We start from the raw sequence: 26,985 nt of genomic DNA on the forward strand, positions 1-26,985 counted from the left end.
AAAAAAGAAAAGCCAGAATAAAAAGCAAGGCAAAACCGGGAAATCCTATTAATGTACCAACTCCAAGGTTTACAATGTTAAACCCAATGTGAAGTCCGTATGGTTCAAATAAGAAATTAAAAAGCACAATAAAACAGCAAGTGAACAAAAATCTAATTAGAAAATCCAATATTTTCATCTTGCAATTTAATATCTTCCTTAAGAAATAGTTTCTTTAATCTATTTTATGTAAAACCAAAAATAAAAAGAACCCTCTTTTTTATTGAGGGTTCTTTTTTAGGAGCTTATACAAGTAGTTTAGCCACTTCTCAGCAAGTATCTGTTGATAGATGGCAATCTCAATCAAATCTTGGTCTGAAGAGTAGTTAAAAAGAGTATTTGCACTATCTAAAAGTCCTTTTACGTATTTGAGTAAGTACTCATAATCCTTTTCTTTTCGGTTTTTAATCTGCAAAAGCAACTCTACATCAGATACTTGGTTTGAGATAATGCTTAAAACTTCCATATTCATCTTTTAAACTGCCTAAAAAATATTTCTTTTATATATTATGCACCAATATTTGCTTTGATATAACACTAAATCTCTTTTCTTCCTTCAATTGCTTTGAGAATTGTTACCTCATCTGCATATTCAATATCGCCGCCAACCGGAATACCACGGGCAATTCTTGTCACTTTAATACCTATTGGCTTTATAAGTCTCGCTAAATATGATGCAGTTGCCTCACCATCCACATCCGGGTTTGTAGCAATTATTACTTCTTTTACATTAGTATCAGCAAGTCTTTTTAGAAGAACATCAATTGTCAGCTGTTCAGGATATTTACCCTTGAGCGGTGATATTGCACCATGCAGTACATGGTAAAGTCCCTTGTATTCTTTTACCTTTTCAAGGGCTACAACATCCTGAGGCTCCTCAACAACACAAATTATGCTTCTGTCTCTTTTATCGTCACTGCATATATGACAAATATCACCTTCTGTAAAGTTGCAACATATTTTGCACAATTTTGTGCTATTTTTGGCACTTAAGATTGCCTCTGCCAATGCTTTTACATCTTCATTTTTCATGTTAATTATATAAAAAGCAAGCCTCTGTGCAGTTTTTTGGCCTATGCCAGGCAGTTTTTCAAGCTGCTGGATAAGTTTTGAGATAGCATTTTCTTTTGCTTGCATATTATATCAACCTCATCTTAAAAAAGACCTGGAAACCCAAAACCTGCTACCTTTTGCATCTCTTCTTCTATCATTTTTTCAACCTTTCTAATTGCCTCATTTACACAGGCAACTATTAAATCTTGAAGTGTTTCAATGTCGTCTGGATCAACAACCTCTGGGGAAATCTCAATACTTTTAATCTCTTTTTTACCGTTTATAACAACCTTTACAGCACCGCCACCTGCAGTAGCTTCAACTTCTCTTTGGTTTAACTCTTCTTGTAGCTTTTCAATCTCTTCTTGCATCTTTTTTGCCTGTTTTTGAAGCTGATTTATGTTAAAACCGCCACCAAGTCCTGGAAACCTGTTTTTTGCCATATTCTTGTTTACCTCCTCATTTTTAGCTTCAATATTTAAAAAATACTCATATATTATACAACAAAAATTTTAGACCCTTCTATATCTTTTTTTACAATTATCTTCTGGTCAAACGCATCCATCAAATCCTCAATATGGGTTATTACAAGTATTGTATCAAACTGGTCCTTGATTTGATTTAAACATTCTATTATGTGGTCTTTTCCTTCTTCATCCTGTGACCCAAAACCCTCGTCCAAGATTAACATTCTAATCGAAGCACCTGCTCTCTTTAAAAGTACCTTTGCAAGAGCTATCCGAATAGCAAAGTTAATCCTGAAAAGTTCGCCCCCTGAAAAAAGTTCGTAGTTTCTTGTACCATTTTTATCTGAAATCTCTATTTGGAGTGTTTCTATTGTCTTACCAGAAGCCATTTCCTTTTGTGTTTTAAAATCAATTGAAAAAGCTCCATTTGTCAAAAGTTTTAAAAGCCGGTTTGCCTCATCCCTGACAAGTGGCAGGGTGTTTGCAATTATTTCATTTTTAATACCATCAGGACCAGTTATGTCAATGATGATATCATAAATTTCTATCTCTTTTTTTATTTCTTCTATCTCTTTTTCAAGTACAAGCAGTTTCTTTTTAGCTTCTTTGATTTGGCTGAGTTTCTGCTCAAAAATCCCTATTTCTTTTAAGATAGAGTTTAAATCTTCTTGAAGACGACTGATTTTTATCTCACAACTATTTATATCTGATTTAATCTTCGAAAGTTTCTCGGCTGATGATTGAGAAAGCATATCAGACAACTCTCTGTCTATCTCTTGAATCTTTTTTGAAAGTTCATCTTCTTCCTTTTGGTACTCAAGAATATGATTTCTCAGGTTCTCTGCCTTTACCTTGTTTATTTCTATTGTTTTCAGCAAGTTTTGATATACCTCAAGCTCTTTTACCTTTTGTAGAAGAATATTGTAATTTTCCTCATCAAAGTTTAACTTATTAAGATCATCCTTTAAATCTTTTAATCTCAGCTCAAGCTTTATTACTTCCTGCTCACAGGCCTTTATATTTTGTTCGTCGTTAAAAATTGAGTCTTGTAAGTTTTTAATATTTTGCTTTTTTTGTTCTACCTTTGCCTTTAAATTTTCGTATACACCATGAAGCTTCTTCTCTTTGGTGCGCAAAACCTCTTCTTGTTTTACCTTTTCTTCAAGTTCTTGATATTGTTTTTTAAGGCTTGATAGCTTTAAATTTAACTTTTCCTTTTTTTCCTTGTACTCCCTCCCTTGAGATGCTATCTCTCTTTTAATATGCTCCTTTTCCTCTTCGCCATTTATTTTCCGCAAACATACAGGACATTTCCCTTTATTTGACTCAATTAACTTATAGTTTGTTGCAAGTTCTTTAAGCTTACTATCAACTACTTCTAAAAACTTCTCAATTTTTGTAATCTCATCCCTTTTTTCTTCCAACTCTTGCTTCAGTCCCTTAATTTTCTCAAGCTCTTTCTCAACGTTGGAAATCTCAATTTCTGACTTTTTTAGCTCTTCTTCATACTTAGAAAGCTCTGAGTTCTCTCTGCTAAGCTTTTCAGTAGTCTCTTTCACAGATTTTTCAAATATTTTTTTCTGTTCTATCTTTCCACTTATTTCTTTTTCAATAAGTGCTATATCATTTTTAAGCTTCACAAAAGTATTATACTCTTTTTCAAGAGCTTCTAAATTGTTTTTAAGAATCTCATATTCCCTTGCTTTTAAAGTTATTTCAGACTCACTTTTTAGCTCATCTTCTATCTTTGTAAGCTCTTTTTTGCTATCTTCAATCTTCTGTTTTATACTTTCATGTTTTCTTCTAATTTCCTCTCTTTCTCTTTTCTTCTCTTCAATGCTCTTGAGATTCTGCTCTATTTCATATTTTTGAAATACAAGATTATTTAGCTCATTCTTAAGTGTATCTAATTCGCCTGTAATCTTTTTGGTTTTCTCTTCAAGCTCTAAAATAGATGTTTTAATACTCTCTTCTTCTGAAGTAAGTTTTAACTTCTCTTCACTTTCCTTGATTTTGAGATCAAGCATCATCTTTTTTTCTTTTTTCTTTTCCTTTGCAAGCTCATTTATTCTGTCATATACGCCGAGGTTTAAAATCTTAGCTAAAATCTCACGCCTTTCCTCTGGTGATGATAACAAAAAGTCTTCTGTTCGTTTCTGAGAAAGGTATGCCGAGTGTAAAAACACATTAAAGTCTATCCCTAAAATCCTTTCCAGTCTGTTTTGTGTCTGAGTATAGTTTGCTTCACTAATTGGAATCAGCACATCATTTTTTTTGATAAAAAGAGAAAGATATTTTTTCCCTCTTCTATCAAGCCTTCTTACAACCCTGTACACAAGCTTATCTATCTCAAATTCAAACTCAACCTGCATGTAATCTTTATGTGAGTTTATATATTCTGTTTCAGAGATTTTGCCACGCCTGCCAGTCTGAAGTCTCTCAAATTCACCAAAAAGTGCCCATGTAATTGCCTCTGCAATAGAAGATTTCCCATTTCCATTCTTACCTACAATACACGCAACCTTAATATTTTTAAAGTCAATTTCATTGAAATTTTCACCATAAGATTTAAAATTTTCGATCTTTAAGTAAAGTGGTCTCAAAAATTGACCCCCCAACTTTTTTTAGTCACTTTGTGCTTCTTCAAACAAGGATTTAAATGTCGCAACTACCTCATTTTTGTTTTTTATATCTTTATATTTTGGGCTTGCAGACAAAAACCTTTCAAATGCAAAAATAGGATCTGACTTTTCATCAACCTCGATAATCCTAAAATCTTTCTTGGCATCTGTGACCTCTATCTCAATCGGGGCTAAAATGAAACACATGTCTTTTAAATACTCTTCTACCTTGGTTAAATTAAGCCTTTCCTTTAGCAAACTTTGTGTCCTTATTATAAGCTTTATAACTGATGCTTTCACGTTTGCAGATGAGTTTTCTTCTAAGTTCTTTATTTTTCTGTCTATCTCTGAAATAAGTATTTTCTCTACATCACTATCTGCTTCATACAAATCAATTTCAAGTTGATAGAAAGGCCTGACAACAACAGGTTTAAACTCAAACCAAAAATTTTCTCTGTCTATTCCAAATACTACAAAACCTTTCTGGTCTTGTGCTTCTGAAAAATCTATTCTGTCAGGCGAGCCACAGTACACAATTGCCGGGTCTTTAGAATTTAAAATCTGTGGTTTGTGGATATGGCCAAGGGCAACAAACCTAAGTTTTGGATGTAAAAGTACAGAAATTGGTACCTTTACATCTTTTCCTATCATAATCATTCTTTCACTGCCAACTTCAGCTTCATTGACTGTAAAGTGGCCTGCTAAGATGGTCGGTATATCATCTTCACATGAGTCTAAAATTTCTGCCAATCTTTCTTCAAAAAAATTTGCAATGTTTTGCTCAATCTGCTCAATCTTCTCAGGGATTGTTTTATCTATAAACCTTTCAAGGTAAAGATATGGTACAGCTATAACTCTGAGTCTTTCACCTTTTATATCAAACACCTTCGTTTCAAAAAGCTTATCCATTACAACAATATTTTCTTGTTCAAATATTTCAAAAACCTTGACTGAATGATGTTTTGCTTCAAATGGGTGCATGTCATGATTCCCAGGAACTATTACAACTAATACGCCTTCTTTTGCAATCTCAACAACCCTTTTGTAGAACATATTTCGCAAGGTAGAGTTTGGCTCCCTGTCTTTAAATATATCCCCAGTGATGAGCAAAAGGTCTATATGGTTTTGTCTTATATACTCTAATATTCTATCAAATGTCCTGAAAAAATCATGAACACGCGATCCCAGTCCATCTGGAGTTTCTTTGCTGTATGTTGTCACACCAAAATGAAGATCTGCTGTGTGAACACCTCGTATTGACATTTATGTTCCACCCTTTATTAAAAGGAATTTCTAATACTCCATATCTTTCAGAAACTCTTCTGAGGCTTCAAGTGCCTTCCTGTAATTGTCTTCAACATCAGTCTTTGGACTGTAAATCGAAACAAAATCGTAAAAGCTCTGGTCATACCCTCTTGTTTTTATTGCAATTGGCATTGGGACAGCATGGCCAATAACAAGCGCTTGCTGTTTTGAATCAAGAGACTCAATAATAGCCCTCAGTTGTTTACTATTTTTCATACCAGCAAGCGCACTTGCAATGTCCGCTTCATCAGAAAGTGCTAAAATCACCCTTGTCCCTATTTGTGAGGCAATCTCACTGTCTATCTGAGATGGACGCTGGTCTATGCACATAAGACTTACCTTTGCCTTTCTCATCTCTCTTGCTATTGTGCCAAATATTGTCTGTTTTGCAACATCCGGTGATAAAAATCTGTGGGCTTCCTCAATTGCAATCACGAGCGGTCTTGGTGCTGGATATTTTTTTCTGTTTGAGATGTGTTTTTCGTACATCTCCATGTATTTATTGTATATTCTTCTTGACAATACATTTGTGACAAATAAGTAGTTTAGGAGCTTGTCTCCTTTGCCAAAGGTTATGTCAACGCTAATTCCTTTTTGAAGATAATCAAGGATTATATCAATAGAATTTGTTCCAGGACTTCTGTCGTACTTAAGATAAGGAAGCTCTTTTAATACAGAAAGTTTTCTTATAAGCGCTAAAAGTGAACTTCTGTTGACAATAGCCTCACTGTCTTTAAACTCCTCAGCAAGTTCCTCACCATTTACCAAGATTTCCTGAAGCCAATGTCTTCCTTGTGCCTCTAACTTGTTTTTGAGAGCAATCATCACTTGTTCAGCTGTTTCATTTAAGTTTAGCTCTTCAGAGATTGACAAGATGTCCTCAACCTCAACATCTCTCACATCAATCTCAATTGGAAGCACTCCTGCTCTGTTTATTGAACTGCTCTCAATTGTCATTATCTGAACTTTGTTCCCAAAAAGACTTTTTAAACCTTTTACATGATGGTTTTCCTCATCAATGCTATCTGGACCGTGGTCTGAGTGCGCATCAAATATCAGCAAAGAGGCTTTGTCAGAAAGAATAATTCCTGCCATTATAAGCCTTGCAATAAATGACTTTCCTGTACCTGTTCGACCGTAAATACCACTGCTTCTTTCAATGAACCTGTCTATGTCAATGCACACCTGGGTACTTTCATCCATGTCAAGAACGCTTCCGATTGGGAAAAAACGTTTGGGGTCTTTTTCAAAGCTTCCAAATACATCTTGGATATCATCATATGTTGCCCTTCTGACACTTGAAGCATGAAGAGGAATGTTTCTTATTGGCTGGTTTTTCCCCTCTTGCAGATCAAATGCAAGAACAGGCTGGGCCTTAAATATTGTGTAAATTGAAGTTCCTCTTGTAATTCTATTTAAAAGAGAAAACTCAGTGCCTCTTGGAAGCTCAGTTAAAGATTGCTTGTTCATGCCTTCTATGACCATATCAGTGAGCATGCAATAGTATTTTTTCTTCTCTGTTTGGCTAACTAAGATGCTACCTATTCTTGTATCTTCAATGATAGAATCATCTTCAACCTTTATTGCAAGCCCTTCTAAAAATGAGCCGCCTATGACCTTGCCAATCCTTTGACCAGTATAAAACTTTTCCGGCATCTTTTACTCACCCTTTTTTTTATAAGTGAGAAATCAAATTTTCCAGTCTTTCAATAATAGGTGTAAGAAGATTTAAGTCATATTTAAGATATGCGTTTAGCTCTTTCCCCATATGCTCTATGTACTCATAATCCTTTTTTCTTGCAACATAGGCAAAGTAGAGCATCCACGGAATTACCTCAACAACGTCAACATCCTTTGCTTTTATAACAGAGTTTAGAAACAAACTGCTTTGTGTTGCCAAAAGGATATCGTTTTTGTCTGCCAACTCAACCATTGTGTGAAGCCTTATACTTCTGTCCGGAAGGCAGTTTATGAACTTGCCATTTGATATAAAGCCAAGGATTATACACTTAAAATAACCTTTTAAAATCTGCTCAAGCTGTGGATAAAACCTTTTTAGCTCCTCTGGGGTTTTCCACAGGGCCCGCGGATATCCTTCTTGTGATATACTTCCTACGTCATACCTTGTAACACACCCCAAGACTTTGTAGTTATCAAGCTCAAATCTTATAAACTGACCGGCTGTAGGGATATTGTCAAGATCTTTTGCTTCACATGTAATTTGAGTAAAAGAAATATCAATTATCTCACCAACTGCCATCACCAGCACAACTCCTTTTTTATACTATCCTTTTGACCTTATTATTCTTCTTTGCAGAATATGGCAAAATCTCATCTCCAACCCCCAAAAGGATATTTTCTATGGCTGCTTTGTCCTGATGTGAGATAGTAGAAAACTCGTGAGCATGTGTGAGCGATATAGGATAACCAAATCCAACCTGGCACTGGTGATATATTGCACCGATACATTTTTTGAGCCACTTTTCATCTTTTGCAACATAAACAGGAATTTCTATTCGTGCAATCTCGTAGCCAGTTGCAAGATAAACAAAGGTAATATCTGTGTCTTCAAACTCGTCAAATGCTCTTCCTAAGGTGTAAAATACATTAGAGTGCTGTCCACTTTTTAGGTCCGAAAACAAAAATACATCTTTTATTCTCTCTATCTTTTCACAATTTCTCTTTTCTTCTCTGCTGCATTCTTTACAGTCAATCCGCATCTTTTCACAGTTATATATCCTATAAAGATTAGAGATAATAGAGTTCTTTGGCATTGAAATAAAACCACAAACTGCTACGTTTTTTTGTTTTGCCACATTAAAAATCTTTTCAAGCTCAAGATTTGCTCTTCTGCCAAAGCGTAAACCCTGCCTGTCTTGTGTCCAATCAATGAGATTTCCATCATAAAGAACAAGTCTCAGATCACTTTTTGGTAAACAGTTTTCAACATACTCTAAAATAGCCATGTACTCTTTTGTTTGTCTTTCTCTTGATATTTCAGATGAGCTTTTGATTGCCTGAGCTTCTTTTTTTGAATAAAGCTCTTCGTCAAGGTAAATGTAAGGATATGTTTGGTAATTAAAATTGCTGTTTTCATTGTTATAAGTAATTTCTACACAGGCAATGTTCAAAAGGTAGTAAGGCTGTGAGATATGCCTGTCAATCTCAGTATTGCTACCATCAACTGCAAATACTTCATAACTTGTCTGAACCTCACAGGGAAAACCCGTCATAAATTTATTAAAGTTACTATAATATGGAAGACAAAATAAGATTTCGTTTTTCTCATCTTTTCTTGGAATTTTAGAAAGCACCTTTTCTACCTTTTGCTCATCTAAAAAGCTTAAAAAATTAAAAACCTCTTGAATATTTTCTTCTATCTCTTTTTCTTTTTGCAATATCATATTTCTCTTTTCACTTATTTGCTGAGCTAAATTGTGTAAATCTAACATTCTCTCACATCCACTATATTTAATGTAATCGATCACTATCAATCACTTAAGATTATACCATTATAAATAAAATTTATCAAACATTTATTCGTGTAATAGAACAATAGCGTAAGCTGAAACTCCTTCTTCTCTTCCTTCAAATCCCAAACCTTCTGTTGTTTTCCCTTTTATGTTTACCTGAGTTTTTTCAATATCTAAAGCCTTTGCAATGTTTGTCTTCATCTCATCTGTATATGGAGAAATCTTTGGCTTTTGTGCAACTATTGTTGTATCTATGTTAATTATACTCATACCTTTATTTTTCAAAAGTTTCGAAACTTCCCTTAAAAGGACTATACTTGAGATATCCTTGTATTTCATATCAGTGTCAGGGAAGAGCTTTCCAATATCATTTTCGCCCATAGCACCAAGGATGGCATCAATTATTGCATGAATTAAAACATCTGCGTCAGAATGACCTAAAAGCCCTTTTTCAAATGGAATCTCAACACCACCTAAGATTAGTTTTCTTTTTTCGACAAATCTGTGAGCATCATATCCAATTCCCACTTTAAACATTTGCTTTAAACTCCCCTTTCAAATATTACAATTCCTTCTTTTAAGATTTTATTTTTGAATGTTTCGTTTTCTAATTTCTCAAGTTCAACTAAGTCAACCTTATAAAGCCCTGCAGCTTCATCCAAATCTAATTTAAAACCAGCTGTTGTTTCACCATCTACCACTATTGCAATGTCAATATCCGAATTTATTTTATAATCACCTCTTGCTCTTGAACCAAATAATATAGCCTTTTTTATTGTCCTTTCACTTCTGATGAGCTCCATAATTTTCTCAAATATGACATCTTCAATCCCAAATTTCATTTAATCAACTCCTCGATTTTTTTCTCAAGTTCCTCAAACAAAGGTAAGTAATCACTTTTTATTCTCTCAAATATTATTTTGGCAACACATTCATCATAGGTGTGGACAGTCAAGTTCCTATCTTCAATCATCCTTAGCCATTTTTCCTGATTTTCAATCAAACCCCCTGAAAATGCTTCTTTGAAAACTGCTCTGGGTGAAGAAATACTTACTATGCCTTGATATTCCAAATACGCCTTCAATAATTTCCAGGCAAGCTCATATGTAAATTCAAATCTTTGAATAGCACCATCATACAAAAGAGGATTATCGCTCCTTTCTTCTATAGCTTCTTTCAATCTCAAAAGTGCTTTCTGAAAATTAGCAAACCTTTCTTTAATTTTTTCCAAATTATCCATCCTCCATTTTTAATTTTGTTTTTTTACGCGTTGGTATTTAAATTATATCACATGAAAATAAATTTTAGCTTTTCAAAAAGATTTGACATACAAAGAATTTTAATGGTATTATTAAATAAACACCACAAGTGAATAGCTCATAATATATTAATAGATAGAGGTCGCGTCTTTTAAGAGTAGGCAGGTGGATGTGAAAGAAGACACAGATGAAGCCTGCTGAAAGGAAAAGACGCCGAAGGGAGTTTCTTTCTTCTTGGAAACTTCCCTGGGTGCATGGAGAATATCCATGCAACTGTCACCAATTGAAAAATTGGTGGAGCGCTATCTGTTAATATATTGTATAATCCTTGTTATACAATATATTAACAGAAGCTGGCTGAAGACCAGCTTTTTTTAGTTTTATTTGATTTTGTATGCAGAAATAAAGTAAAATATTTTTAGAGGAGGCTAATTCAAAAATGGCAAGGAAAATCAAAATGGCAATAGTTGGCGCAACTGGTATGGTTGGTAGAACATTTTTGAAAGTGTTAGAAGAGAGAAATCTTCCTGTTGAAGAATATTACCTATTTGCATCAAGCAGATCAGCTGGTACAAAGGTTGAGTTTATGGGAAAGGAATACATTGTAGAAGAGCTAAAAGAAGATTCATTTGACAGAGGGATAGACATTGCACTTTTCTCAGCTGGTGCATCTACCTCTCTCCACTTTGCACCAATCGCAGCCTCCAAAGGTTGCATTGTAATTGACAACTCAAGCGCATGGCGTATGGAAAAAGACGTTCCTTTAGTTGTACCAGAGGTAAATCCAGAGGATATCAAGTGGCATAAGGGAATTATCGCAAATCCAAACTGCTCAACAATTCAGGCAGTTGTTGTTCTAAAGCCTTTGCATGATAAATACAAAATAAAGAGAATTGTGTACTCGACATATCAGGCTGTCTCAGGTGCTGGGTATCAAGGATATTTAGATTTGGAAGAAGGTTTAAAAGGTGCACCACCAAAGAAATTTCCATATCCAATTGCAGGAAATGTAATTCCTCATATTGACGTTTTCTTAGAAAATGGATATACAAAAGAAGAGATGAAGATGATAAATGAAACAAGGAAGATTTTGCATGATGACTCTATCAAAATTACAGCAACAACCGTAAGGGTACCTGTTTTCAATGGTCATAGTGAGTCCATTAACGTTGAATTTGAAAAACAATTTGATTTAGAAGAATTAAAAGAAACTTTAAGACAGGCACCAGGTGTTGTTGTTCAAGACGACCCAGAAAATCTTTTGTACCCAATGCCAATCTATGTATCTGGTAAGGATGAAGTGTATGTTGGAAGAATCAGAAGAGATGAATCTGTTGAAAGTGGTGTAAATCTTTGGGTTGTTGCTGACAATATCAGAAAAGGTGCTGCTACAAATGCTGTTCAGATAGCTGAGAAGGTAATTGAGTATTTCTTTAGTTAATATTTTCAGTTTGACCATAATTTAATGTTTTGAATAAATGGGAGGTTTTATTGCTATGCCAATTTTTAAAGGCTCAGGTGTTGCCTTGATAACACCTTTTAAGGACGAGGAAAGTGTGGACTTTGAAGTTCTTGGGAGGCTTGTTGATTTTCATCTTGAGCACAAAACAGATGCTATCATCGTATGTGGTACAACTGGCGAGCCTTCGACAATGCCAGACGATGAACATTTAGAGGTAATTAGATTTGTCATTGATAGGGTAGCTGGCAGAAAACCTGTCATTGCGGGTGTTGGCAGCAACCATACAAAACATGCAGTATATCTTTCCAAAAAAGCCCAGGAGCTTGGTGCAGATGGTCTTTTGCATGTAACACCTTACTACAATAAGACAACCCAAAAAGGTCTGATTGAACACTTTAAAGAAATAAACGATGCTGTGTCAATCCCTATAATTGTCTACAATGTTCCATCAAGAACAGGGCTAAATATACTGCCCGAGACAATGAAGGAGCTCTCAAAACTTCCTAACATAAGAGCTATCAAAGAAGCAAGCGGAAATATCACACAGGTTGCAGAAATTGCTATGCTCTGCCCTGACATTGACATCTACTCTGGAAATGACGACCAGATTGTACCAGTACTCTCTGTTGGTGGAATTGGTGTGATCTCAGTTCTTGCTAACATTTTGCCTGATGAGACACATGATATTGTTGAGTACTTCTTAAACGGCCAAGTTGAAAAGGCAAAAGAGCTGCAGCTAAAGCTACTTCCAATTATCAAAGCATTATTTATTGAGGTAAATCCAATACCTGTAAAAGAAGCTATGAATATGATGGGATTCAATGTCGGAAGGCCAAGACTGCCGCTTACTACAATGACTGAGAAAAATAGAGAGATACTAAAAAAGGCTCTTATTGACTATGGAATAAACATAAAAGAGTAAAAAATACGTTTTTAAACATCTCTAAAAAACTAAGCATAGATGGATGTGATGCACAAATGCTAAAAGTTTTACTTAACGGTTGCAATGGCAAGATGGGTCAGGTTGTTAGCAAGGTTGCAAAAACATATGAAGATGTTACAATTGTTGCAGGTGTTGATTTGAACACTACAAGAAATTTTGACTATCCTGTTTACAGTAATCCTTCCCAAATTCAAGAAGAGTTTGATGTAATAATTGATTTTTCTCTGCCAGAGGCTACACTTGCAATTTTAGAATTTGCAAAGGCAAAGAAAAAACCAGTTGTAATTGCCACAACAGGCTTTACAAGTGAACAGAAAGAAAAGATTGTTGAGTCTTCAAAAGAGATACCAATTTTTTGGTCTGCCAACATGTCACTTGGTGTTAACCTTGTTGCAGATCTTGTACAAAAAGCATACAAGACGCTGGGAAGTAAGTTTGATATTGAAATTGTTGAAAAACATCACAACCAGAAGATTGACGCACCTTCTGGCACAGCTCTTATGCTTGCAGATGCTATCAACGAGGTTGCAAACAATGCGTATGAGTACATCTATGACAGGCACACAAGAAGAAAGAAAAGGGCTCAAAATGAGATAGGAATTTTTTCAGTGCGCGGAGGTACAATTGTTGGAGAGCACAGTGTTATCTTTGCTGGTCCAGATGAGATTATAGAGATAAAACACACAGCCCTTTCAAAAGAGGTTTTTGCAAACGGTAGTATCAGGGCTGCAATGTTTATAAAAGACAAAAAGCCGGGTATATATAACATGAGTGATCTGATTAATTCAATGTGAGGTGTTTTGAATTTGAAGCCTGTGACAAATTTAAATGTCACTCAAAACGTTGCCATGATAACATTGGATAATGTCCCAAACAAAATAGACCTGATTGCCTCAATCTTCAATGAAGTAGCAAGCCACGGAATAAACATTGACATGATTAGCCAGACAGCTCCGTACAAAGGAAATATAAATCTATCATTTAGTCTTGATGAAGAAAATGTACCAAAGGCAATTTCAGCGCTGAGCAAGTTCAAAAAAGAGATTCCACATTTAAGAATTGACATAATTTCTAACCTGACAAAGCTGAGTATCTACGGTGAAGCTATGAGAGATTTGCCGGGCGTTGCAGCATCCCTTTTCACCACTTTGGCAGAAGCAGGTGTTGAGCTTAAGATGGTGACAACAAGCGAGGTTGACATCTCATACTTGATTGATCAGAAAGATGAGGAAAAGGCCGTTGAGATTATAAAACAGAGATTTGAATTAGAGTAAACTTTGAAAAGCTGCCCCGATAGGAAAATTTTAAAGCGGGCAGCTTTTTTTAATATTGAATTTTTCCAAAACCCTTAGTATATTTGAAAATTAGAAAAACTAAAAGCCCTCAAAAAAGAATAAGGGGGAATTTTGCTTGGCAACAGGAGCAAAATATTATCATTCATGCATAAACTGTGGTGGTATTAACTCAGATACAAGAAATCAAAAAGGACTTCCATGTGAAAAGTGTCTACCATTTGAAAATAATATGAATATCCTTGAAAGCTTGAAAGAACATAATAGCCTAAAAGATTATGCCTACTTTTGGAATTTCAAAAATGAATATAAAGAGTTTGAAAAGTTTTTTGTATCAAAAGTTGGAAAACCGATGACAGGATATCAACGGCTCTGGGCAAGGCGACTTTTACTCTCAAAAAGTTTCACTTTAATTGCTCCCACAGGCCTTGGTAAGACAACATTTGGACTTGTTGCAACACTGTGGATGGCAAAAAATGGCAAGAAGGTAGCTTTAATCTTTCCTACTGTATCGCTGGTTGAACAAGCGCATCAGAGACTTCTTGAGTTTGCCAATAAAGAGCCAAAAGAAAGTGTTAAAATTCTATCTTATAAGTCATCAATGAAAAGAACCGAAAAGGACGAGTTTGAGAAAAACTTTGAAAACGGTGAATTTGACATCTTGATTGTTTCATCGCAATTTATATCAAAGCGAAAAGATGACCTAGCAAAAAAGGTATTCTCATTAGTGTTTGTAGATGATGTTGATGCAATTTTGAAATCTTCAAAAAACATTGACACTCTTTTGCAGATGATTGGAATTGACCAAAAGACAATTGACCAGACATTTGAAAACCTCAAAAAAGGTATTAAGTATCCTGAACAAAAACAAAACGGCACATCTTCTACTTTATCTAAAGGCATTCTCATTGTATCTTCTGCTACTGCAAAGCCACAAGGACTAAAACCTCTTTTGTTTAGAGAGCTACTTGGTTTCGAAATAGGTAGATTCACATTCAGCATAAGAAATATTACAAATATTAGAATTGCTAAAAAATCGAAAGAAAAGCTGCTTGAGACAATCAAAATCCTCAATGATGGCATCCTCTTATTTGTTGAAAATGAAGAAGAAGGCAAAGATGTGATAAACTTTTTAGAAAACGAAGGAATATCTGTCGGTAAAACATGGGAAGATTTTGAAAAAAGTTTTGAGGAATTCAAAGATGGAAAGCTCAAAATTCTATGTGGCATATACTCATACTATGGAAAGCTTGTGAGAGGCATAGACCTACCCTTGAGAATAAAGTATTCAATATTTTGGGGCACGCCCTCGTTTAGGTTTTCAACAGATATTGAAAAGGCGCCCCGGTTTGTCTTAGAAAGGGTGTTTTCTGACTATCTTGAAGAACATCCCAAGCTAAAAAGCTTTTTTAAAGGCATAGATAGATATCGGGTCGAAAGGTTAAGAGAGATAGTAAAAAAGTATATTCCTCAAGATAAGTGGACTGTTTTTGTTAAAAAGTCCTTTTCAAACTTGAAAATCTCAGATGAGGGTCAGATATTCTTCCCTGATGTTTTCACATATATCCAAGGTTCTGGTAGGACATCACGAATGTTGGGTAGCTCTTTGACAAAAGGAGTTTCAATCTTATTTGAAGATGATGACCTACTTTTCGAAAGTCTCAGGTCAAGACTCATGTTTTTGCTTGATGAAGAATGGAAAACCGAAGATGAGGTATGTTTTGAGGATTTAATCAAAGAGGTTGAAATGAGCAGAAATGAGGCTTCAATAACCGAGAGGTCTTCAGATTTGAAGTCAAGGTTTATGATTGTAGAATCGCCCACAAAAGCAGAGACAATTTCAAGATTTTTAGAAAAAGCATCAACAAGAAGGTATGGAAGGCTCTCTGTATACGAATCAGTAACTCCAGATGGAATTTTGCTCATAACTGCCTCAAAAGGACATGTGTATGACCTTGATACAAAAACAGGAGTGCATGGGGTAGAAATATCAAACGGCAATTTTATCCCGTACTATAACTCTATCAAACGCTGTACAAGCTGTGGTACACAGTTTACTGATGAGTATCCTTCATGTCCTAAATGTGGCTCTGATAAGATTGATGACAAAAAGGAGATATTAAAGGTGCTTCGTGAGATAGCAGCTGAAGTAGACGAAGTTTTAGTTGCAACAGACCCTGATGTTGAGGGCGAGAAGATTTCATGGGATATATCCCAGTATCTAAAACCTGTCAATCCGAACTTAAGACGAATTGAAATGCACGAAATAACAAAATTTGGTTTTGAAAGTGCCATAAAAAACCAGCGCGATTTTAATGCAAACCTTGTAAAATCTCAGATTGTACGTAGAATTGAAGACAGGTGGGTTGGTTTTGAACTGAGCTCAAAGCTCCAGAAAAATTTTCAAAGCTATAATTTATCTGCAGGAAGAGTGCAATCTACTGTCCTTGGCTGGATTATAGAAAGAGAAAAGGAATATGCAAAGAGTCAAAAAGAATTTACATTTGTGAGATTTGAAAATGGGTTTGGATTTGAGGCAGAAGGCAAAATAGATGGCGACAAGGTATTAGTAGAGGTAGTAGAAGAAAATGAAAAAGAGCTTGAGACTATTTTGCCATTTAATACACCCACACTTTTGTCTTATGCATCACAAAAATTAAACCTCAGCGTACAGGAAATTATGGAAATTTTACAGTTTTTGTTTGAACATGGTTTTATAACATATCACAGAACTGACTCAAACAGAATATCACTTACAGGTCAAAATGTGGCAAGATTATACTTAGAAAAGATAGGCAAAAGGGACTTGTTTGTAGGCCGAAGTTTCGGGTCGGAGGGTGCGCACGAGGCAATAAGACCTGTTAAGCCAATTTCGCCTTTGGAGTTAAAAGAGTTGTCAAGTGAAAGACTTGCTCAGGGTTTGACAGCTAATCATATTAAGGTGTACGAACTTATATTCAATAGATTTTTCACAAGCCAGATGAAAAACCCTCTTGTAAAATATCAAAAATTAATTTTCAGGTTTGATAAACAAGAAATAGAAAAAGAAATGCCTATTGGGGTGATAGAAGAAGGCTGGCTTTTGTTCAGTCCAATTCAGATTTTTTCAAAATTTGAAAGTGGAGAATACCAAATAACAGAAAAGAAAAGTTACAAGAAGCACACAACCCCTCTTTTCACCCAAGCAATGCTTATTGATGAGATGAAACAAAAGAATATAGGAAGACCATCCACATATGCTAAAATGGTTGAGACCCTTTTCAAAAGAGGATATGTATTCGAGGACCAATATAGAAGGATTCGTTCAACTGCACTTGGAAGAAAAGTGTATTCTTACCTTGCACAACATTACCAAGATTATATAAATGAAGAGACAACAAGGGATCTTGAAAGACTTATGGAAATCGTTGAAATGGGTGAAAAGGATTATCAAAGTGTGTTAAATAGCTTATATGAAGAGCTTACAAAAATTATGCAAAGGTGAAACAGAACTTTTTTGATTTAAACGACTTTTGTAATACAAAAAAGAAATTAATAGAAAAGGGACTGGAAAATAAACAGTCCCTTTCTATTTTTTTCTATAAATTCACCTCTGATTTGAAATCAAGGTCATCTTTGTACTTTTCCAATATAGGTTTTACATATTCCTCATAGTATTCTTTTACCTGAGACGGTGCTCTTCCTACAAACTTTTTAGGGTCTAAAATAGCTTCAATTTCTTCTTTTGAAAGTCTAAAGCTTGGGTCGTTCGATATGAGTTCAATCAGGTTATTTTCCTTCCCAAATTCTTTGACATTTTGAGCAGCTTGCATGGAATACCTTCTAATTTTTTCATGTAAATCCTGCCTATCACCGCCACGCTTTACCGCTTCCATCAGTATATTCTCGGTTGCCATAAACGGAAGCTCTTGTTCAATGTGTCTTTTTATCATGTTCTCATACACAACAAGCCCACTTGCAACATTGTGATAAAGGTTTAAAATACTATCTGTTGCTAAAAACGCCTCAGGGATCGCAATTCGCCTGTTTGCAGAATCGTCCAAAGTACGCTCCAGCCATTGGACGGATGCTGTAAACAGTGGATTTTGAATGTTGACCATTATATACCTTGCCAAGGCACAGATTCTCTCACATCTCATAGGGTTTCTTTTATATGCCATTGCTGATGAACCAACCTGCGTTTTTTCAAACGGTTCTTCTATCTCTTTTAAGTGCTGCAAAAGCCTTATATCGTTTGCAAATTTATAAGCGCTTTGCGCAATTGATGCAAGCACTGATAAAACTAAATAATCAAATTTTCTCGGATACGTCTGGGATGTAAGTGGGAAGCTCTTTTCAAAACCCATCTTTTGACAAACAAGCTGGTCAAGCTTTTTTACCTTTTCTTCATTACCATCAAAAAGAGCCATGAAACTTGCTTGTGTACCAGTTGTTCCCTTCACGCCTCTTAGGTAAGTGTGGTCCATTACATACTCTAAAAATTGTAGGTCCATCACCAGGTCCTGAACCCACAGCATTGCTCTTTTGCCGACTGTTGTTAGCTGAGCAGGCTGAAAGTGTGTAAAACCCAATGTCGGCATGTCTTTGTACTTTAAAGCAAATTCAGACAACACCTTTATGCAGCTGACAAGCTTTTTTCTAATAAGCTTCATTGCCTCATACATTATGATGATATCTGCATTGTCTGTCACAAAGCAGCTTGTTGCGCCAAGGTGGATAATTGGTCTTGCCTTTTTTGCCTGCTCACCAAACGCATGAATGTGAGCCATTACATCATGACGAAGCTCTTTTTCTTTTTGCTTTGCTACATCATAGTTTATGTCATCTGAATACTTTTTCATCTCTTCTATCTGTTCATCAGAGATGTCAAGCCCCAGTTCTTTTTGTGCTCCTGCCAAAGCAATCCAAAGCTTCCGCCAAAGCTTAAACTTTGTGTCATCAGAAAAAAGTCTTTTCATCTCATCGCTTGCATAACGTGAGTTAAGTGGTGTCTCATAAATGTGGTGCAACTTTCTTCACTTCCCCTATTTTTTCTGTATTTTCTATAATTTTAATTATACCTTATTTGAGCTTTTCAACAAACCTCTTTATTCTGGCCAAGCCCTCTTTGATATTCTGCACAGATGTAGCATATGAAAGCCTCATATGATTTTCCATACCAAAGCCTTCGCTTGGAACAACTGCAACTTTTTCATTTTCTAAAAGAAGCTTTGCAAAGGTATTTGCACTGTCTATAACTTTCCCGTTAAAACTTTTCCCAATAACACCTGATAAGTCGACCCAAATATAAAATGCGCCTTGGGGTTTTACGCTACTTAAACCCTCAATCTCATTTACAAGCTCATATATCAAATCTCTTCTTTTTGCAAACTCTTCTACCATCTTCTTAAGACTTTCTTGAGGACCGCTCAGAGCCTCATATGCAGCATACTGGGCAATTGAATTGGGGTTTGAGGTTGTGTGGCTCTGAAGGTTTGTTATAATCTTTGCTAAATCCTTGTTTGAGAGAGTATACCCAATTCTCCAGCCTGTCATTGCATAAGACTTTGAAACACCATTTACTATCACGGTCAGATCTTTTGCCTTATTACCAAAAGAGGCTGGTGATATGTGCTTTTGTCCATCATATATAAGTTTGTCATAAATCTCATCTGAAATAATGAATATTTCATTCTGTATACAAAGTTCAACAATCTCTTTCAGCTCTTCATATGTATAGACCATACCAGTTGGATTTGACGGAGAATTTAAAACAAGGGTTTTTGTCTTAGATGTGATATACTTTTGTAAATCTCTGCCACTTACCTTGTAATTCGACTCTTTTTGTGTCGGTACAACTACAACCTTGCCACCTGCAAGTTTTATAAGCTCTGGATATGTAACCCAATATGGAGATGGAAGAAGTACCTCATCACCTTCATTCAAGAGAGCAAAAAAAACATTCATCAGAGAATGCTTTGCACCATTTGAAATGACTATTTCATCTGCAGAACAAGAAATTCCATAATTATCATTATAATACTTTGCAACAGCTTCTTTTAAACAGGCAATCCCCGCAACCGGTGTGTACTTTGTGTATCCTTTAACAATGGCAGCAATTGCTGCATATTTTATGTTTTCAGGTGTGTCAAAATCAGGCTCACCCGCACCAAAACCAATTACATTTTCACCAGATTCTTTTAATTTTTTTGCTAAAGCGTCTATTGCTAAGGTTGGTGACGCTGAAATACTTAGCGCTCTTTGTGAATACTTCATCCTTTCTCCCTTCGCCCTTTCAACTTGTTTTTGCAATACTATATCATATTTATATGCATTTTTCAATATCAATGTTACGAAAAAATAGGATTTAAGAGCACAAAAACGCAAGTTTTAAATAAAAAAATTTCATTTTAGAAACCTGCAGGTAAAGTTCAAAAGATTGTTGTAGCAAATGTCAAAAATCTCATCTCTGCTAAATCCAAAACTTTCTAACACGCGCTTTATCTTTGGAAAATCCTCAACACCATTTATACCTTGGGCAAAATTGTCTGCTCCGTCAAAGTCAGAACCTAAACACACATGCTTATGGCCAATTAACTGTGAGACATGTGCTATATGTTTTGCAATGTCTTCGAGCTTTGCAGACCTTTCACTTAAAAAAGGCGAATAAAAGCTTATCCCAATCAAACCATTAAAACTTCCTACAATCTTTATCTGATCATCCGTGAGATTTCGTGGGTGTTTGCACAACGCATAACAGTTTGAATGGCTTACAATAAACGGACTATTAATAATCTTTACAACATCATAAAATGTTCTCTGCGGTGCATGGGCAAGGTCAACAATAAAGTTCATCTCCAAAAGTCTTTTTAAAATTTCTTTTCCAAAACTGCTTAGAGCTTCATCTTCATAAGCTCCGCCACAAATCTTGTTTTTGTGATTCCACGAAAGCGTAGCACCTTTTACACCTTTTTCTTTCAATATTTCAACATCAAAAATATCATTGATAAATGAAATGTCTTCAACAATTACCAAAATATTTAGTTTATTCTCATCAATAATTTTTGAGATACCAACATTGTTTACATCATATTTATTTAGCAAATCCAGAATTGTAAAGATGTCCTCCATAAAATCGATATCTTTGCGCCTTGTATCCTGCCATATTGCCATGTACTGAAGTTTTAAATCAACTTGTTTTGCTCTTTTAAAGTCAAACTGTAATGAATTTTCAAAAAGTCCTTCATTTTTGAAAAATGCTGCTGTCAATGTGTCATTGTGAGCATCAGCAAACACTGCTACAGCTCCTATTATCTTCTTGGGGTTCTATTAAAATTCTATTACCTTTTCTTTTGTTGCAAGAACTACATTATCAAAAATCTCTTTTGCAGAGGCTAAATGCTTTTGCTCATCACACTCTGGCTTTAGGTGTGTCAAGACTAAAAGCTTGACTCCAGCTTCTTTTGCCACCTTTGCTGCCTGTTTTGGACTCATATGGTACCTTTTTGGCTCCTCAATCTTTCCAACCTCTTCATCAGTATATGCAGCATTCAGCAAGAGCAAATCTGCACCGCTGCAAAACGCTGCAAAATCCTCTTTGTATCCTGTATCACCAGAGAACACAAAGGCTTTCCCTCCCTCTTCAATCCTAACAGCAAAACTCCTGTATGGGTGTTGACCTTCAAAAAAGGAAAGTTTAACACTACCTATTTGGGTTTGCAAGTTTTCTTCAATATTTCTAACATTGTAAACGCCCTTTTTAATTAGGTTATATTCCTCTTGTGGCTCAGATGGAATAAAAAGGTCTATCTCTTTGCCACGGGACGCAAAGTAGTACCTCAAAACCCCTAAATCACTTGTGTGGTCAGCGTGAAGATGCGAGCATATTATAAAAGAAATATCGTCAAAAGCAATATAGTTCAAAAGCTTTGACAAAACACCACTTCCACAGTCAATCAGAATGTTCGCACTTTTCGTTTTTAGCAGATAACCGGACGTTGCCTCATCTTTGGCAGGGTATGGGCCTCTTGCACCCAAGATTGTCAAAATCATTTTATCATCTCCTTGTTATATAGTAATTCTAAAAACTCAGTAATTATATCCCTGTACTTTTCTTCTTCTACTAAAAAAGAGTCATGTCCATAATCCGATTCAATCTCTTTGTAAATCAAATCAACACCTGCTTCTTGGAGCCTATCTCTCATATATCTCATTTGGCTTATTGGGAAAAGGATATCAGAGGTTATGGCTACGAGCAAAAATTTTGCCTTAATCCTTCTTAGTGCCTCATCCTCACTTCCATATGTTCTTCCAAGGTCGTATAGGTCCATTGCTCGTGTAAGGTATAAATATGTGTTTGCATCAAACCTCTGAACAAGTTTCATACCCTGATAGTGTAAATAACTTTCTACTTCAAACTCAGTGTTAAACGACTCAAAAAAGCTCTCAACAGGGTCTTTCATTCGACGATTGAACTTTCTGTCCATGAGCTTGTCAGACTGGTATGTTATCATACCAAGCATCCTGGCAATTGAAAGTCCCTGAGAGGGTCCTGTCTTGTCATAGTAATCTCCACCGTGCCAGTTTGGGTCTGACATAATAGCCCTTCTCATAACTTCATTAAATGCAATTGACTGCGCGTTGAGTTTAAGTGGCGATGCAATGTTTATAACACCGTCCATAAAATCCGGGTAGCTCACAGCCCACTCTAAAGCTTGCATACCACCCATGGAACCGCCAACAACGCATAAAATATGCTCTATTTTCAGTACTTCCAAAAGTTTTCTTTGAACATTGACCATGTCTTTGATAGTTATAATAGGAAACCTTGCACCATAAGGCTTTCCTGTCTCAGGGTCAATAGAAGAAGGACCTGTTGTTCCTTGACAGCCCCCGAACACATTTGAACATATTACAAAATATTTATTTGTGTCAATCATCTTGCCAGGTCCAACAAACTTGTCCCACCAGCCGGGTTTTGTGTCATCTTCTGAATGTTTTGCAACGTGTGAATCGCCTGTCAGGGCATGAGTTATCAAAATAATGTTGTTCTTTTCTTTATTAATCTCTCCATAAGTCTCATAAGCAACTGTAATGGGTCCGAATTTCTTGCCACTTTCTAATACAAAGTCCTTGTTGTGTGCAAATTTTACAAACTTTTTGTAGCCCTCTTCCCAAAACTCAAATTTCTCCAATCTCTTTTACCCCCACATTGAAGCTTATTTAAAATGCATGAAAGATTGCCCCTTACATCAATTTTTAACTTTTTATCTTGGAGCAATCTTTCATGCAGCAGATGATAGGTCTTATTATATTCTCTATTTTAAATTTTATTTAGTGCACTCTCAATATCATATATTAAATCATCAATATCTTCAATACCAACAGACAATCTTATCATCTCTGGCAAAACTCCAGCTTGCCTTTGCTCTTCTTCTGTTAACTGCTGATGGGTTGTTGATGCAGGATGAATAATGAGCGATTTTGCATCGCCAACATTTGCAAGGTGTGAAAAGAGCTTTACATTGTTTATAATCTTCTTTGCTGCGCTATAGCCGCCTTTTGGTCCAAATGTAAAGATAGCACCAGGACCTTTTGGTAGGTATTTTTTGTAAAGGTCATAGTATTTGTTGCCCTCTAAGGCCGGATAGTTTACCCACTCCACTTTTGGATGATTGTTCAAAAACTCTGCTAATTTCATTGCGTTGTCAACATGCTTTTGCATTCTGAGCGAAAGCGTTTCAACGCCAAGTAAAATCAGGAACGAATTAAACGGTGATATACAAGCACCAATGTCTCTAAGAAGTGTAAGTCTTAGTTTTGCAATATATGCAGCATTTCCGAACTCCTTTGTATAAACAAGACCGTGATAACTTGGGTCAGGCTGAATTAAATCTGGGAATTTTTCATTCCACTCGAATCTCCCAGAGTCAACTACAATCCCTGCAATTGATGTCCCATGTCCACCTAAAAACTTTGTCATTGAATACACAACAATGTCTGCACCATGCTCAATTGGTCTGAACAAATAGGGTGTTGCAAATGTGTTGTCTACAATAAAAGGAATCCCGTGTTTATGTGCAATTTCTGCTATTGCCTCAAAATCAGGAATGTTTATGTTAGGATTGCCAAGAGTTTCAACAAAAATAGCTTTTGTTTTGTCTGTTATTGCTTTTTCAAATTCTTCTGGATAGTCAGGGTTTACAAACTTTACAGTGATACCAAGTTTTCTTAATGTGTGAGCAAATAGCGTATATGTCCCACCATACAGGGTTGATGCTGAAACAACTTCATCACCGCTTTTGGCAATGTTTAAAATTGCATAAGTGATAGCAGCTTGCCCGGAAGATGTTGCAACAGCACCAACACCACCATCAAGTGCAGCAATTCTTTTTTCCAAAACATCAGTGGTCGGATTTCCTATTCGTGTATATATATTTCCTGCTTTTTTGAGTGCAAAAAGGTCTGCAGCCTCTTCGGGTGTGTCAAAGATGTATGAAGTTGTCTGGTAAATTGGAACAGCTCTTGACTTTGTCTCTTTGTCAACAAACTGTCCTGCATGAATCTGTAATGTGTCAAATCCAAACTTTCTTTCCATCTTTTATTTTCTCCTTTCATTAAATTTTTGTTGTGCTTTTTAAAAGATAAAAAAATAGCCTTCCTGCAGATAAGCTACAAGAAGACTTCTTCCTAAATCTTCTTACTTCTTATCTGCCAGGTATTTTTAAAAATACCTGCTGGAATTGGCACCAAGAAAAAGGGCTCCCATACCTTTTTCCGGTTGCCGGGCTTCATAGGGCCAGTCCCTCCGCCACTCTTGATAAGAAGTAATTTTCTAATATTCAATTTTGTTGCTTTGATTATACCATTTAAAAATACATTGGTCAATACTCTACTTTTTAAATCTGAATTCTTGGATTTTCTTCAGACATTCTGTAAATTACAATCTTCCTTCCTATCACCTGCACAGGCTCTGCGTTTAGTTTTTCGCATATATAAGCTATCGCTTCTTTCGGCTCTATCTCACAGTTCTTCTCAAGGGCAATTTTTATAAGCTCTCTTGCAGTGAGTGCTTCATCTATTTGTTTGAGCACTCTTTCTGTAATCCCTTCCTTTCCAATTCGAATAATTGCATCCATTGTGTTTGCCATGCCCCTGAGTTTTGCTCTTTGTTTGGATGTTAGCAAGATATTTTTCACCTCTTTTTGAATTTAATTTTTGATAAAATACTTCTTTTTCGCTATTTATAAACTAAAACGGCAGAAAGGATTTTGCCTTTCTGCCGGCATTTTTTTATTTTTAGACCTCTACTTCTTTTCGAGACCTGCGCCGCTGCTTCTCGTACTCTGGATCCCCCTTTTTCCAACCGCTTCTTACCTTCTCAACCACCTTTTGTTTTGATACATCCACCACAAACCCGTTTTCCTTAAAACAAAAATATGTGGTATTACCTACCTTGCAGTTCCCACAATTGATGCACTCCATATCAGAAAAGATAACCTCCAAACCTTTTAAGAATTTCTTTTTGCTTGTCAATTATTTTAACCCATTTTTACTGTTTTGTCTATATCCATTTTTATGATAAATCTAAAACTTATTCATAATATTCAAACTCAACATCAAGTATCCTCACAATGTCGCCATCCTGGATTCCCATCTCTCTTAGCTTGTCAAAGACCCCAAGCTTGTTTAAGAAATTTTGAAAATACCTGAATGAGTCATGGTCATTTAAAACTATGTTTCTTGCTACCTTCTCTACAACTGTTCCTTCTACAACATATACACCGTTTTCTTTTCTGACAGTAAGCGGTTTTACATCCTTTTTCTTGTAGTATACAAACGTCCGTGGCTTTGCATCCTCTTCGACATTTTCAGCTGCCTTTTGCTGTTTCAAAAGTTCATAAGCTCTTTTTAAAACCTCTCTTATCCCCATGCCAGTTGCAGCAGAGATGGGATACACTTCATACCCCATCTTTTCAATCTCTTCTTTGAAAAGTTCAAAATACGCCTGAGCATCAGGAAGGTCCATCTTGTTTGCTGCGACAATTTGAGGCTTTTGGGCAAGTTCAGGGCTGTATTTTTTTAGCTCCTCATTGATTTTTATAAAATCCTCAACAGGCTCTCTTCCTTCACTTCCCGACACATCAACAATATGAATCAAAACCTTTGTCCTTTCAACATGTCGCAAAAATTGATGCCCAAGACCTGCTCCTTCACTTGCCCCTTCAATAAGCCCTGGTATGTCTGCTAAGACAAAGCTTTCACCCTCGCTAATATATACAATCCCAAGGTTGGGATACTTTGTTGTAAATGGATAGTTTGCTATCTCAGGTCTTGCGTTTGTTGCAACAGACAAGAATGTTGACTTACCAACGTTTGGATAGCCAATCAGTCCAACATCTGCTAAGACTTTTAGCTCCAAAATTACCCAAAGCTCGTCCCCTTTCTCCCCAACCTCAGCAAACCTTGGAACTTGCCTTGTGGCTGTTGCAAAATGGGCATTTCCTCTGCCACCTCTACCACCGTGGGCAACAATTGCTCTGTCGCCTTCTCTCGACAGGTCAGCAATTATCTCACCAGTTTCAGCATCTTTTATTACAGTTCCAACAGGAACCTTTATTATCAAGTCCTCGCCGTCTTTTCCGTGCATATTGTTAGGTCCGCCACGCTCACCGTTTTGAGCCTTGTAGTGTCTTTTGTATTTAAAATCAAGCAGAGTGTTGAGCTCTCTGTCTGCAACAAAAATAACATCTCCACCTTTTCCGCCATCTCCTCCTGCAGGACCTCCTGCTGGAACGTACTTTTCACGTCTGAATGCTACTATACCATCTCCGCCGTCCCCTGCTTTTACGTAAATTTTAGCAACATCTACAAACATAAAATTCACCTCTTATTTGAAAAACTCTAGCAGAAATCATTTCTCAAGATACAAAAAAAGAGACAAACCTTCATTTAAGTTTGCCTCTTTTTTTGAAAGTCATACTATTTTTGAATTATTGAACAGCTACCATCTCTTCAGCTGGAATAACTGATACAAACTTTCTTCCACGTTTTGTCTCAAACTTTACATAACCGTTTACCAAGGCAAACAAT

The 26,985-nt window shown here is 36.0% G+C and carries 27 protein-coding genes and 2 riboswitches; of the genes, 5 read left to right on the top strand and 22 right to left on the bottom strand.

Going from position 1 to position 26,985, the window contains the following annotated elements; translation table 11 throughout:
• The 12 genes from H964_RS12030 to H964_RS01355 form a co-directional block, all read right to left on the bottom strand.
• Positions 1-178: pro-sigmaK processing inhibitor BofA family protein (locus H964_RS12030; protein WP_083931414.1), on the bottom strand; the 178-nt coding region annotated here is incomplete at its 3' end.
• A gap of 81 nt (positions 179-259) precedes the next feature.
• Positions 260-511, bottom strand: coding sequence for a hypothetical protein (locus H964_RS01305; protein WP_039764067.1), 252 nt, complete (start codon positions 509-511; stop codon positions 260-262).
• Between the two features lie 65 nt (positions 512-576).
• Positions 577-1,176 (bottom strand): recombination mediator RecR, encoded by a 600-nt coding sequence (recR, locus tag H964_RS01310; protein ID WP_039764070.1) that lies wholly within the window; start codon positions 1,174-1,176, stop codon positions 577-579.
• Positions 1,177-1,193: 17 nt separating this feature from the next.
• A complete protein-coding gene (locus H964_RS01315) occupies positions 1,194-1,535 on the bottom strand; it encodes a YbaB/EbfC family nucleoid-associated protein (protein ID WP_039764072.1) in 342 nt (113 codons plus the stop codon).
• 53 nt (positions 1,536-1,588) lie between these two features.
• Positions 1,589-4,162 carry an AAA family ATPase gene (locus H964_RS01320; RefSeq protein WP_039764075.1) on the bottom strand — a complete coding sequence of 858 codons (2,574 nt, stop codon included), beginning with the start codon at positions 4,160-4,162 and terminating at the stop codon, positions 1,589-1,591.
• A 21-nt stretch (positions 4,163-4,183) separates the two neighbouring features.
• Positions 4,184-5,443, bottom strand: a complete 1,260-nt coding sequence (locus H964_RS01325; protein WP_039764077.1) for a metallophosphoesterase family protein — start codon at positions 5,441-5,443, stop codon at positions 4,184-4,186.
• Between the two features lie 30 nt (positions 5,444-5,473).
• A complete protein-coding gene (locus H964_RS01330) occupies positions 5,474-7,141 on the bottom strand; it encodes an ATP-binding protein (protein ID WP_039764080.1) in 1,668 nt (555 codons plus the stop codon).
• A gap of 19 nt (positions 7,142-7,160) precedes the next feature.
• Complete coding sequence (locus H964_RS01335) at positions 7,161-7,745, bottom strand: hypothetical protein (RefSeq protein WP_039764083.1); 585 nt, start codon at positions 7,743-7,745, stop codon at positions 7,161-7,163.
• Positions 7,746-7,764: 19 nt separating this feature from the next.
• On the bottom strand, positions 7,765-8,937 hold the full coding sequence (locus H964_RS01340) for a DNA double-strand break repair nuclease NurA (protein WP_039764085.1): 1,173 nt from the start codon (positions 8,935-8,937) through the stop codon (positions 7,765-7,767).
• 84 nt (positions 8,938-9,021) lie between these two features.
• Entirely contained in the window at positions 9,022-9,495 is a 474-nt protein-coding gene (gene ispF / locus H964_RS01345; protein WP_039764087.1) for a 2-C-methyl-D-erythritol 2,4-cyclodiphosphate synthase, read from the bottom strand.
• A gap of 5 nt (positions 9,496-9,500) precedes the next feature.
• A complete protein-coding gene (locus H964_RS01350; RefSeq protein ID WP_039764089.1) occupies positions 9,501-9,800 on the bottom strand; it encodes a nucleotidyltransferase family protein in 300 nt (99 codons plus the stop codon).
• The gene (locus tag H964_RS01355; RefSeq protein WP_083931415.1) at positions 9,797-10,189 is read right to left on the bottom strand and encodes a nucleotidyltransferase substrate binding protein; all 393 of its coding nucleotides are present in this window, start codon (positions 10,187-10,189) and stop codon (positions 9,797-9,799) included. Before H964_RS01355 ends, H964_RS01350 begins: the two co-directional genes overlap by 4 nt.
• A 156-nt stretch (positions 10,190-10,345) precedes the next feature.
• A riboswitch (Lysine riboswitch) is annotated at positions 10,346-10,530 on the top strand.
• A 126-nt stretch (positions 10,531-10,656) separates the two neighbouring features.
• Between H964_RS01355 and H964_RS01360 the strand changes: the two genes are divergently transcribed.
• The 5 genes from H964_RS01360 to rgy all read left to right on the top strand — a co-directional run bounded on the left by H964_RS01360 (position 10,657) and on the right by rgy (position 17,398).
• Positions 10,657-11,658: an aspartate-semialdehyde dehydrogenase gene (locus H964_RS01360; protein ID WP_011917112.1), complete on the top strand. Its 1,002-nt coding sequence runs from the start codon at positions 10,657-10,659 to the stop codon at positions 11,656-11,658.
• Between the two features lie 55 nt (positions 11,659-11,713).
• A complete protein-coding gene (gene dapA, locus H964_RS01365) occupies positions 11,714-12,601 on the top strand; it encodes a 4-hydroxy-tetrahydrodipicolinate synthase (RefSeq protein WP_011917111.1) in 888 nt (295 codons plus the stop codon).
• Between the two features lie 56 nt (positions 12,602-12,657).
• Positions 12,658-13,416, top strand: coding sequence for a 4-hydroxy-tetrahydrodipicolinate reductase (gene dapB / locus H964_RS01370; RefSeq protein WP_039764095.1), 759 nt, complete (start codon positions 12,658-12,660; stop codon positions 13,414-13,416).
• 12 nt (positions 13,417-13,428) lie between these two features.
• The gene (locus H964_RS01375) at positions 13,429-13,896 is read left to right on the top strand and encodes an ACT domain-containing protein (RefSeq protein WP_011917109.1); all 468 of its coding nucleotides are present in this window, start codon (positions 13,429-13,431) and stop codon (positions 13,894-13,896) included.
• Positions 13,897-14,032: 136 nt separating this feature from the next.
• Positions 14,033-17,398 carry a reverse gyrase gene (rgy, locus tag H964_RS01380; protein ID WP_039764098.1) on the top strand — a complete coding sequence of 1,122 codons (3,366 nt, stop codon included), beginning with the start codon at positions 14,033-14,035 and terminating at the stop codon, positions 17,396-17,398.
• Between the two features lie 94 nt (positions 17,399-17,492).
• On the opposite strand, the gene purB is transcribed toward rgy, so the two are convergent.
• The 10 genes from purB to H964_RS12035 form a co-directional block, all read right to left on the bottom strand.
• The gene (purB, locus tag H964_RS01385) at positions 17,493-18,923 is read right to left on the bottom strand and encodes an adenylosuccinate lyase (RefSeq protein ID WP_039764101.1); all 1,431 of its coding nucleotides are present in this window, start codon (positions 18,921-18,923) and stop codon (positions 17,493-17,495) included.
• Positions 18,924-18,975: 52 nt separating this feature from the next.
• Positions 18,976-20,169 (bottom strand): pyridoxal phosphate-dependent aminotransferase, encoded by a 1,194-nt coding sequence (locus H964_RS01390; protein WP_039764102.1) that lies wholly within the window; start codon positions 20,167-20,169, stop codon positions 18,976-18,978.
• A gap of 129 nt (positions 20,170-20,298) precedes the next feature.
• Positions 20,299-21,189 carry a dipeptidase gene (locus tag H964_RS01395; protein WP_039764103.1) on the bottom strand — a complete coding sequence of 297 codons (891 nt, stop codon included), beginning with the start codon at positions 21,187-21,189 and terminating at the stop codon, positions 20,299-20,301.
• A 33-nt stretch (positions 21,190-21,222) separates the two neighbouring features.
• Positions 21,223-21,945 (bottom strand): MBL fold metallo-hydrolase, encoded by a 723-nt coding sequence (locus H964_RS01400; protein ID WP_039764104.1) that lies wholly within the window; start codon positions 21,943-21,945, stop codon positions 21,223-21,225.
• Positions 21,942-23,087, bottom strand: coding sequence for a homoserine O-acetyltransferase MetX (gene metX / locus H964_RS01405; protein ID WP_039764107.1), 1,146 nt, complete (start codon positions 23,085-23,087; stop codon positions 21,942-21,944). The genes H964_RS01400 and metX overlap by 4 nt, the downstream gene beginning before the upstream one ends.
• A gap of 128 nt (positions 23,088-23,215) precedes the next feature.
• Entirely contained in the window at positions 23,216-24,490 is a 1,275-nt protein-coding gene (locus tag H964_RS01410; RefSeq protein ID WP_039764109.1) for an O-acetylhomoserine aminocarboxypropyltransferase/cysteine synthase family protein, read from the bottom strand.
• A 106-nt stretch (positions 24,491-24,596) separates the two neighbouring features.
• Positions 24,597-24,719, bottom strand: a riboswitch (SAM riboswitch).
• Between the two features lie 72 nt (positions 24,720-24,791).
• On the bottom strand, positions 24,792-25,079 hold the full coding sequence (yhbY, locus tag H964_RS01415; RefSeq protein WP_011917101.1) for a ribosome assembly RNA-binding protein YhbY: 288 nt from the start codon (positions 25,077-25,079) through the stop codon (positions 24,792-24,794).
• 112 nt (positions 25,080-25,191) lie between these two features.
• Positions 25,192-25,377: a hypothetical protein gene (locus H964_RS01420; protein ID WP_011917100.1), complete on the bottom strand. Its 186-nt coding sequence runs from the start codon at positions 25,375-25,377 to the stop codon at positions 25,192-25,194.
• Between the two features lie 109 nt (positions 25,378-25,486).
• Positions 25,487-26,770, bottom strand: a complete 1,284-nt coding sequence (gene obgE / locus H964_RS01425) for a GTPase ObgE (protein WP_039764112.1) — start codon at positions 26,768-26,770, stop codon at positions 25,487-25,489.
• Between the two features lie 115 nt (positions 26,771-26,885).
• The gene (locus H964_RS12035) at positions 26,886-26,984 is read right to left on the bottom strand and encodes a 50S ribosomal protein L27 (protein WP_272943673.1); all 99 of its coding nucleotides are present in this window, start codon (positions 26,982-26,984) and stop codon (positions 26,886-26,888) included.
• Position 26,985: the final 1 nt, after the last annotated feature.

Origin of the sequence: Caldicellulosiruptor sp. F32, assembly GCF_000404025.1 — a bacterium.
GTDB classification, from domain to species: Bacteria; Bacillota; Thermoanaerobacteria; order Caldicellulosiruptorales; family Caldicellulosiruptoraceae; genus Caldicellulosiruptor; species Caldicellulosiruptor saccharolyticus.

Excerpts from the sequence above, each read along its gene's own strand:
- H964_RS01315 (WP_039764072.1), bottom strand. The coding sequence starts at position 1,535 with ATGGCAAAAAACAGGTTTCCAGGACTTGGTGGCGGTTTTAACATAAAT.
- H964_RS01400 (WP_039764104.1), bottom strand. The coding sequence starts at position 21,945 with ATGATTTTGACAATCTTGGGTGCAAGAGGCCCATACCCTGCCAAAGAT.
- recR (WP_039764070.1), bottom strand. The coding sequence starts at position 1,176 with ATGCAAGCAAAAGAAAATGCTATCTCAAAACTTATCCAGCAGCTTGAA.
- dapB (WP_039764095.1), top strand. The coding sequence starts at position 12,658 with ATGCTAAAAGTTTTACTTAACGGTTGCAATGGCAAGATGGGTCAGGTT.
- H964_RS01330 (WP_039764080.1), bottom strand. The coding sequence starts at position 7,141 with ATGCCGGAAAAGTTTTATACTGGTCAAAGGATTGGCAAGGTCATAGGC.
- ispF (WP_039764087.1), bottom strand. The coding sequence starts at position 9,495 with ATGTTTAAAGTGGGAATTGGATATGATGCTCACAGATTTGTCGAAAAA.
- H964_RS01335 (WP_039764083.1), bottom strand. The coding sequence starts at position 7,745 with ATGGCAGTTGGTGAGATAATTGATATTTCTTTTACTCAAATTACATGT.
- obgE (WP_039764112.1), bottom strand. The coding sequence starts at position 26,770 with ATGTTTGTAGATGTTGCTAAAATTTACGTAAAAGCAGGGGACGGCGGA.
- H964_RS01360 (WP_011917112.1), top strand. The coding sequence starts at position 10,657 with ATGGCAAGGAAAATCAAAATGGCAATAGTTGGCGCAACTGGTATGGTT.
- H964_RS01420 (WP_011917100.1), bottom strand. The coding sequence starts at position 25,377 with ATGGAGTGCATCAATTGTGGGAACTGCAAGGTAGGTAATACCACATAT.
- H964_RS01390 (WP_039764102.1), bottom strand. The coding sequence starts at position 20,169 with ATGAAGTATTCACAAAGAGCGCTAAGTATTTCAGCGTCACCAACCTTA.
- H964_RS01325 (WP_039764077.1), bottom strand. The coding sequence starts at position 5,443 with ATGTCAATACGAGGTGTTCACACAGCAGATCTTCATTTTGGTGTGACA.
- H964_RS01305 (WP_039764067.1), bottom strand. The coding sequence starts at position 511 with ATGAATATGGAAGTTTTAAGCATTATCTCAAACCAAGTATCTGATGTA.
- dapA (WP_011917111.1), top strand. The coding sequence starts at position 11,714 with ATGCCAATTTTTAAAGGCTCAGGTGTTGCCTTGATAACACCTTTTAAG.
- H964_RS01340 (WP_039764085.1), bottom strand. The coding sequence starts at position 8,937 with ATGTTAGATTTACACAATTTAGCTCAGCAAATAAGTGAAAAGAGAAAT.
- H964_RS01410 (WP_039764109.1), bottom strand. The coding sequence starts at position 24,490 with ATGGAAAGAAAGTTTGGATTTGACACATTACAGATTCATGCAGGACAG.
- H964_RS01350 (WP_039764089.1), bottom strand. The coding sequence starts at position 9,800 with ATGAAATTTGGGATTGAAGATGTCATATTTGAGAAAATTATGGAGCTC.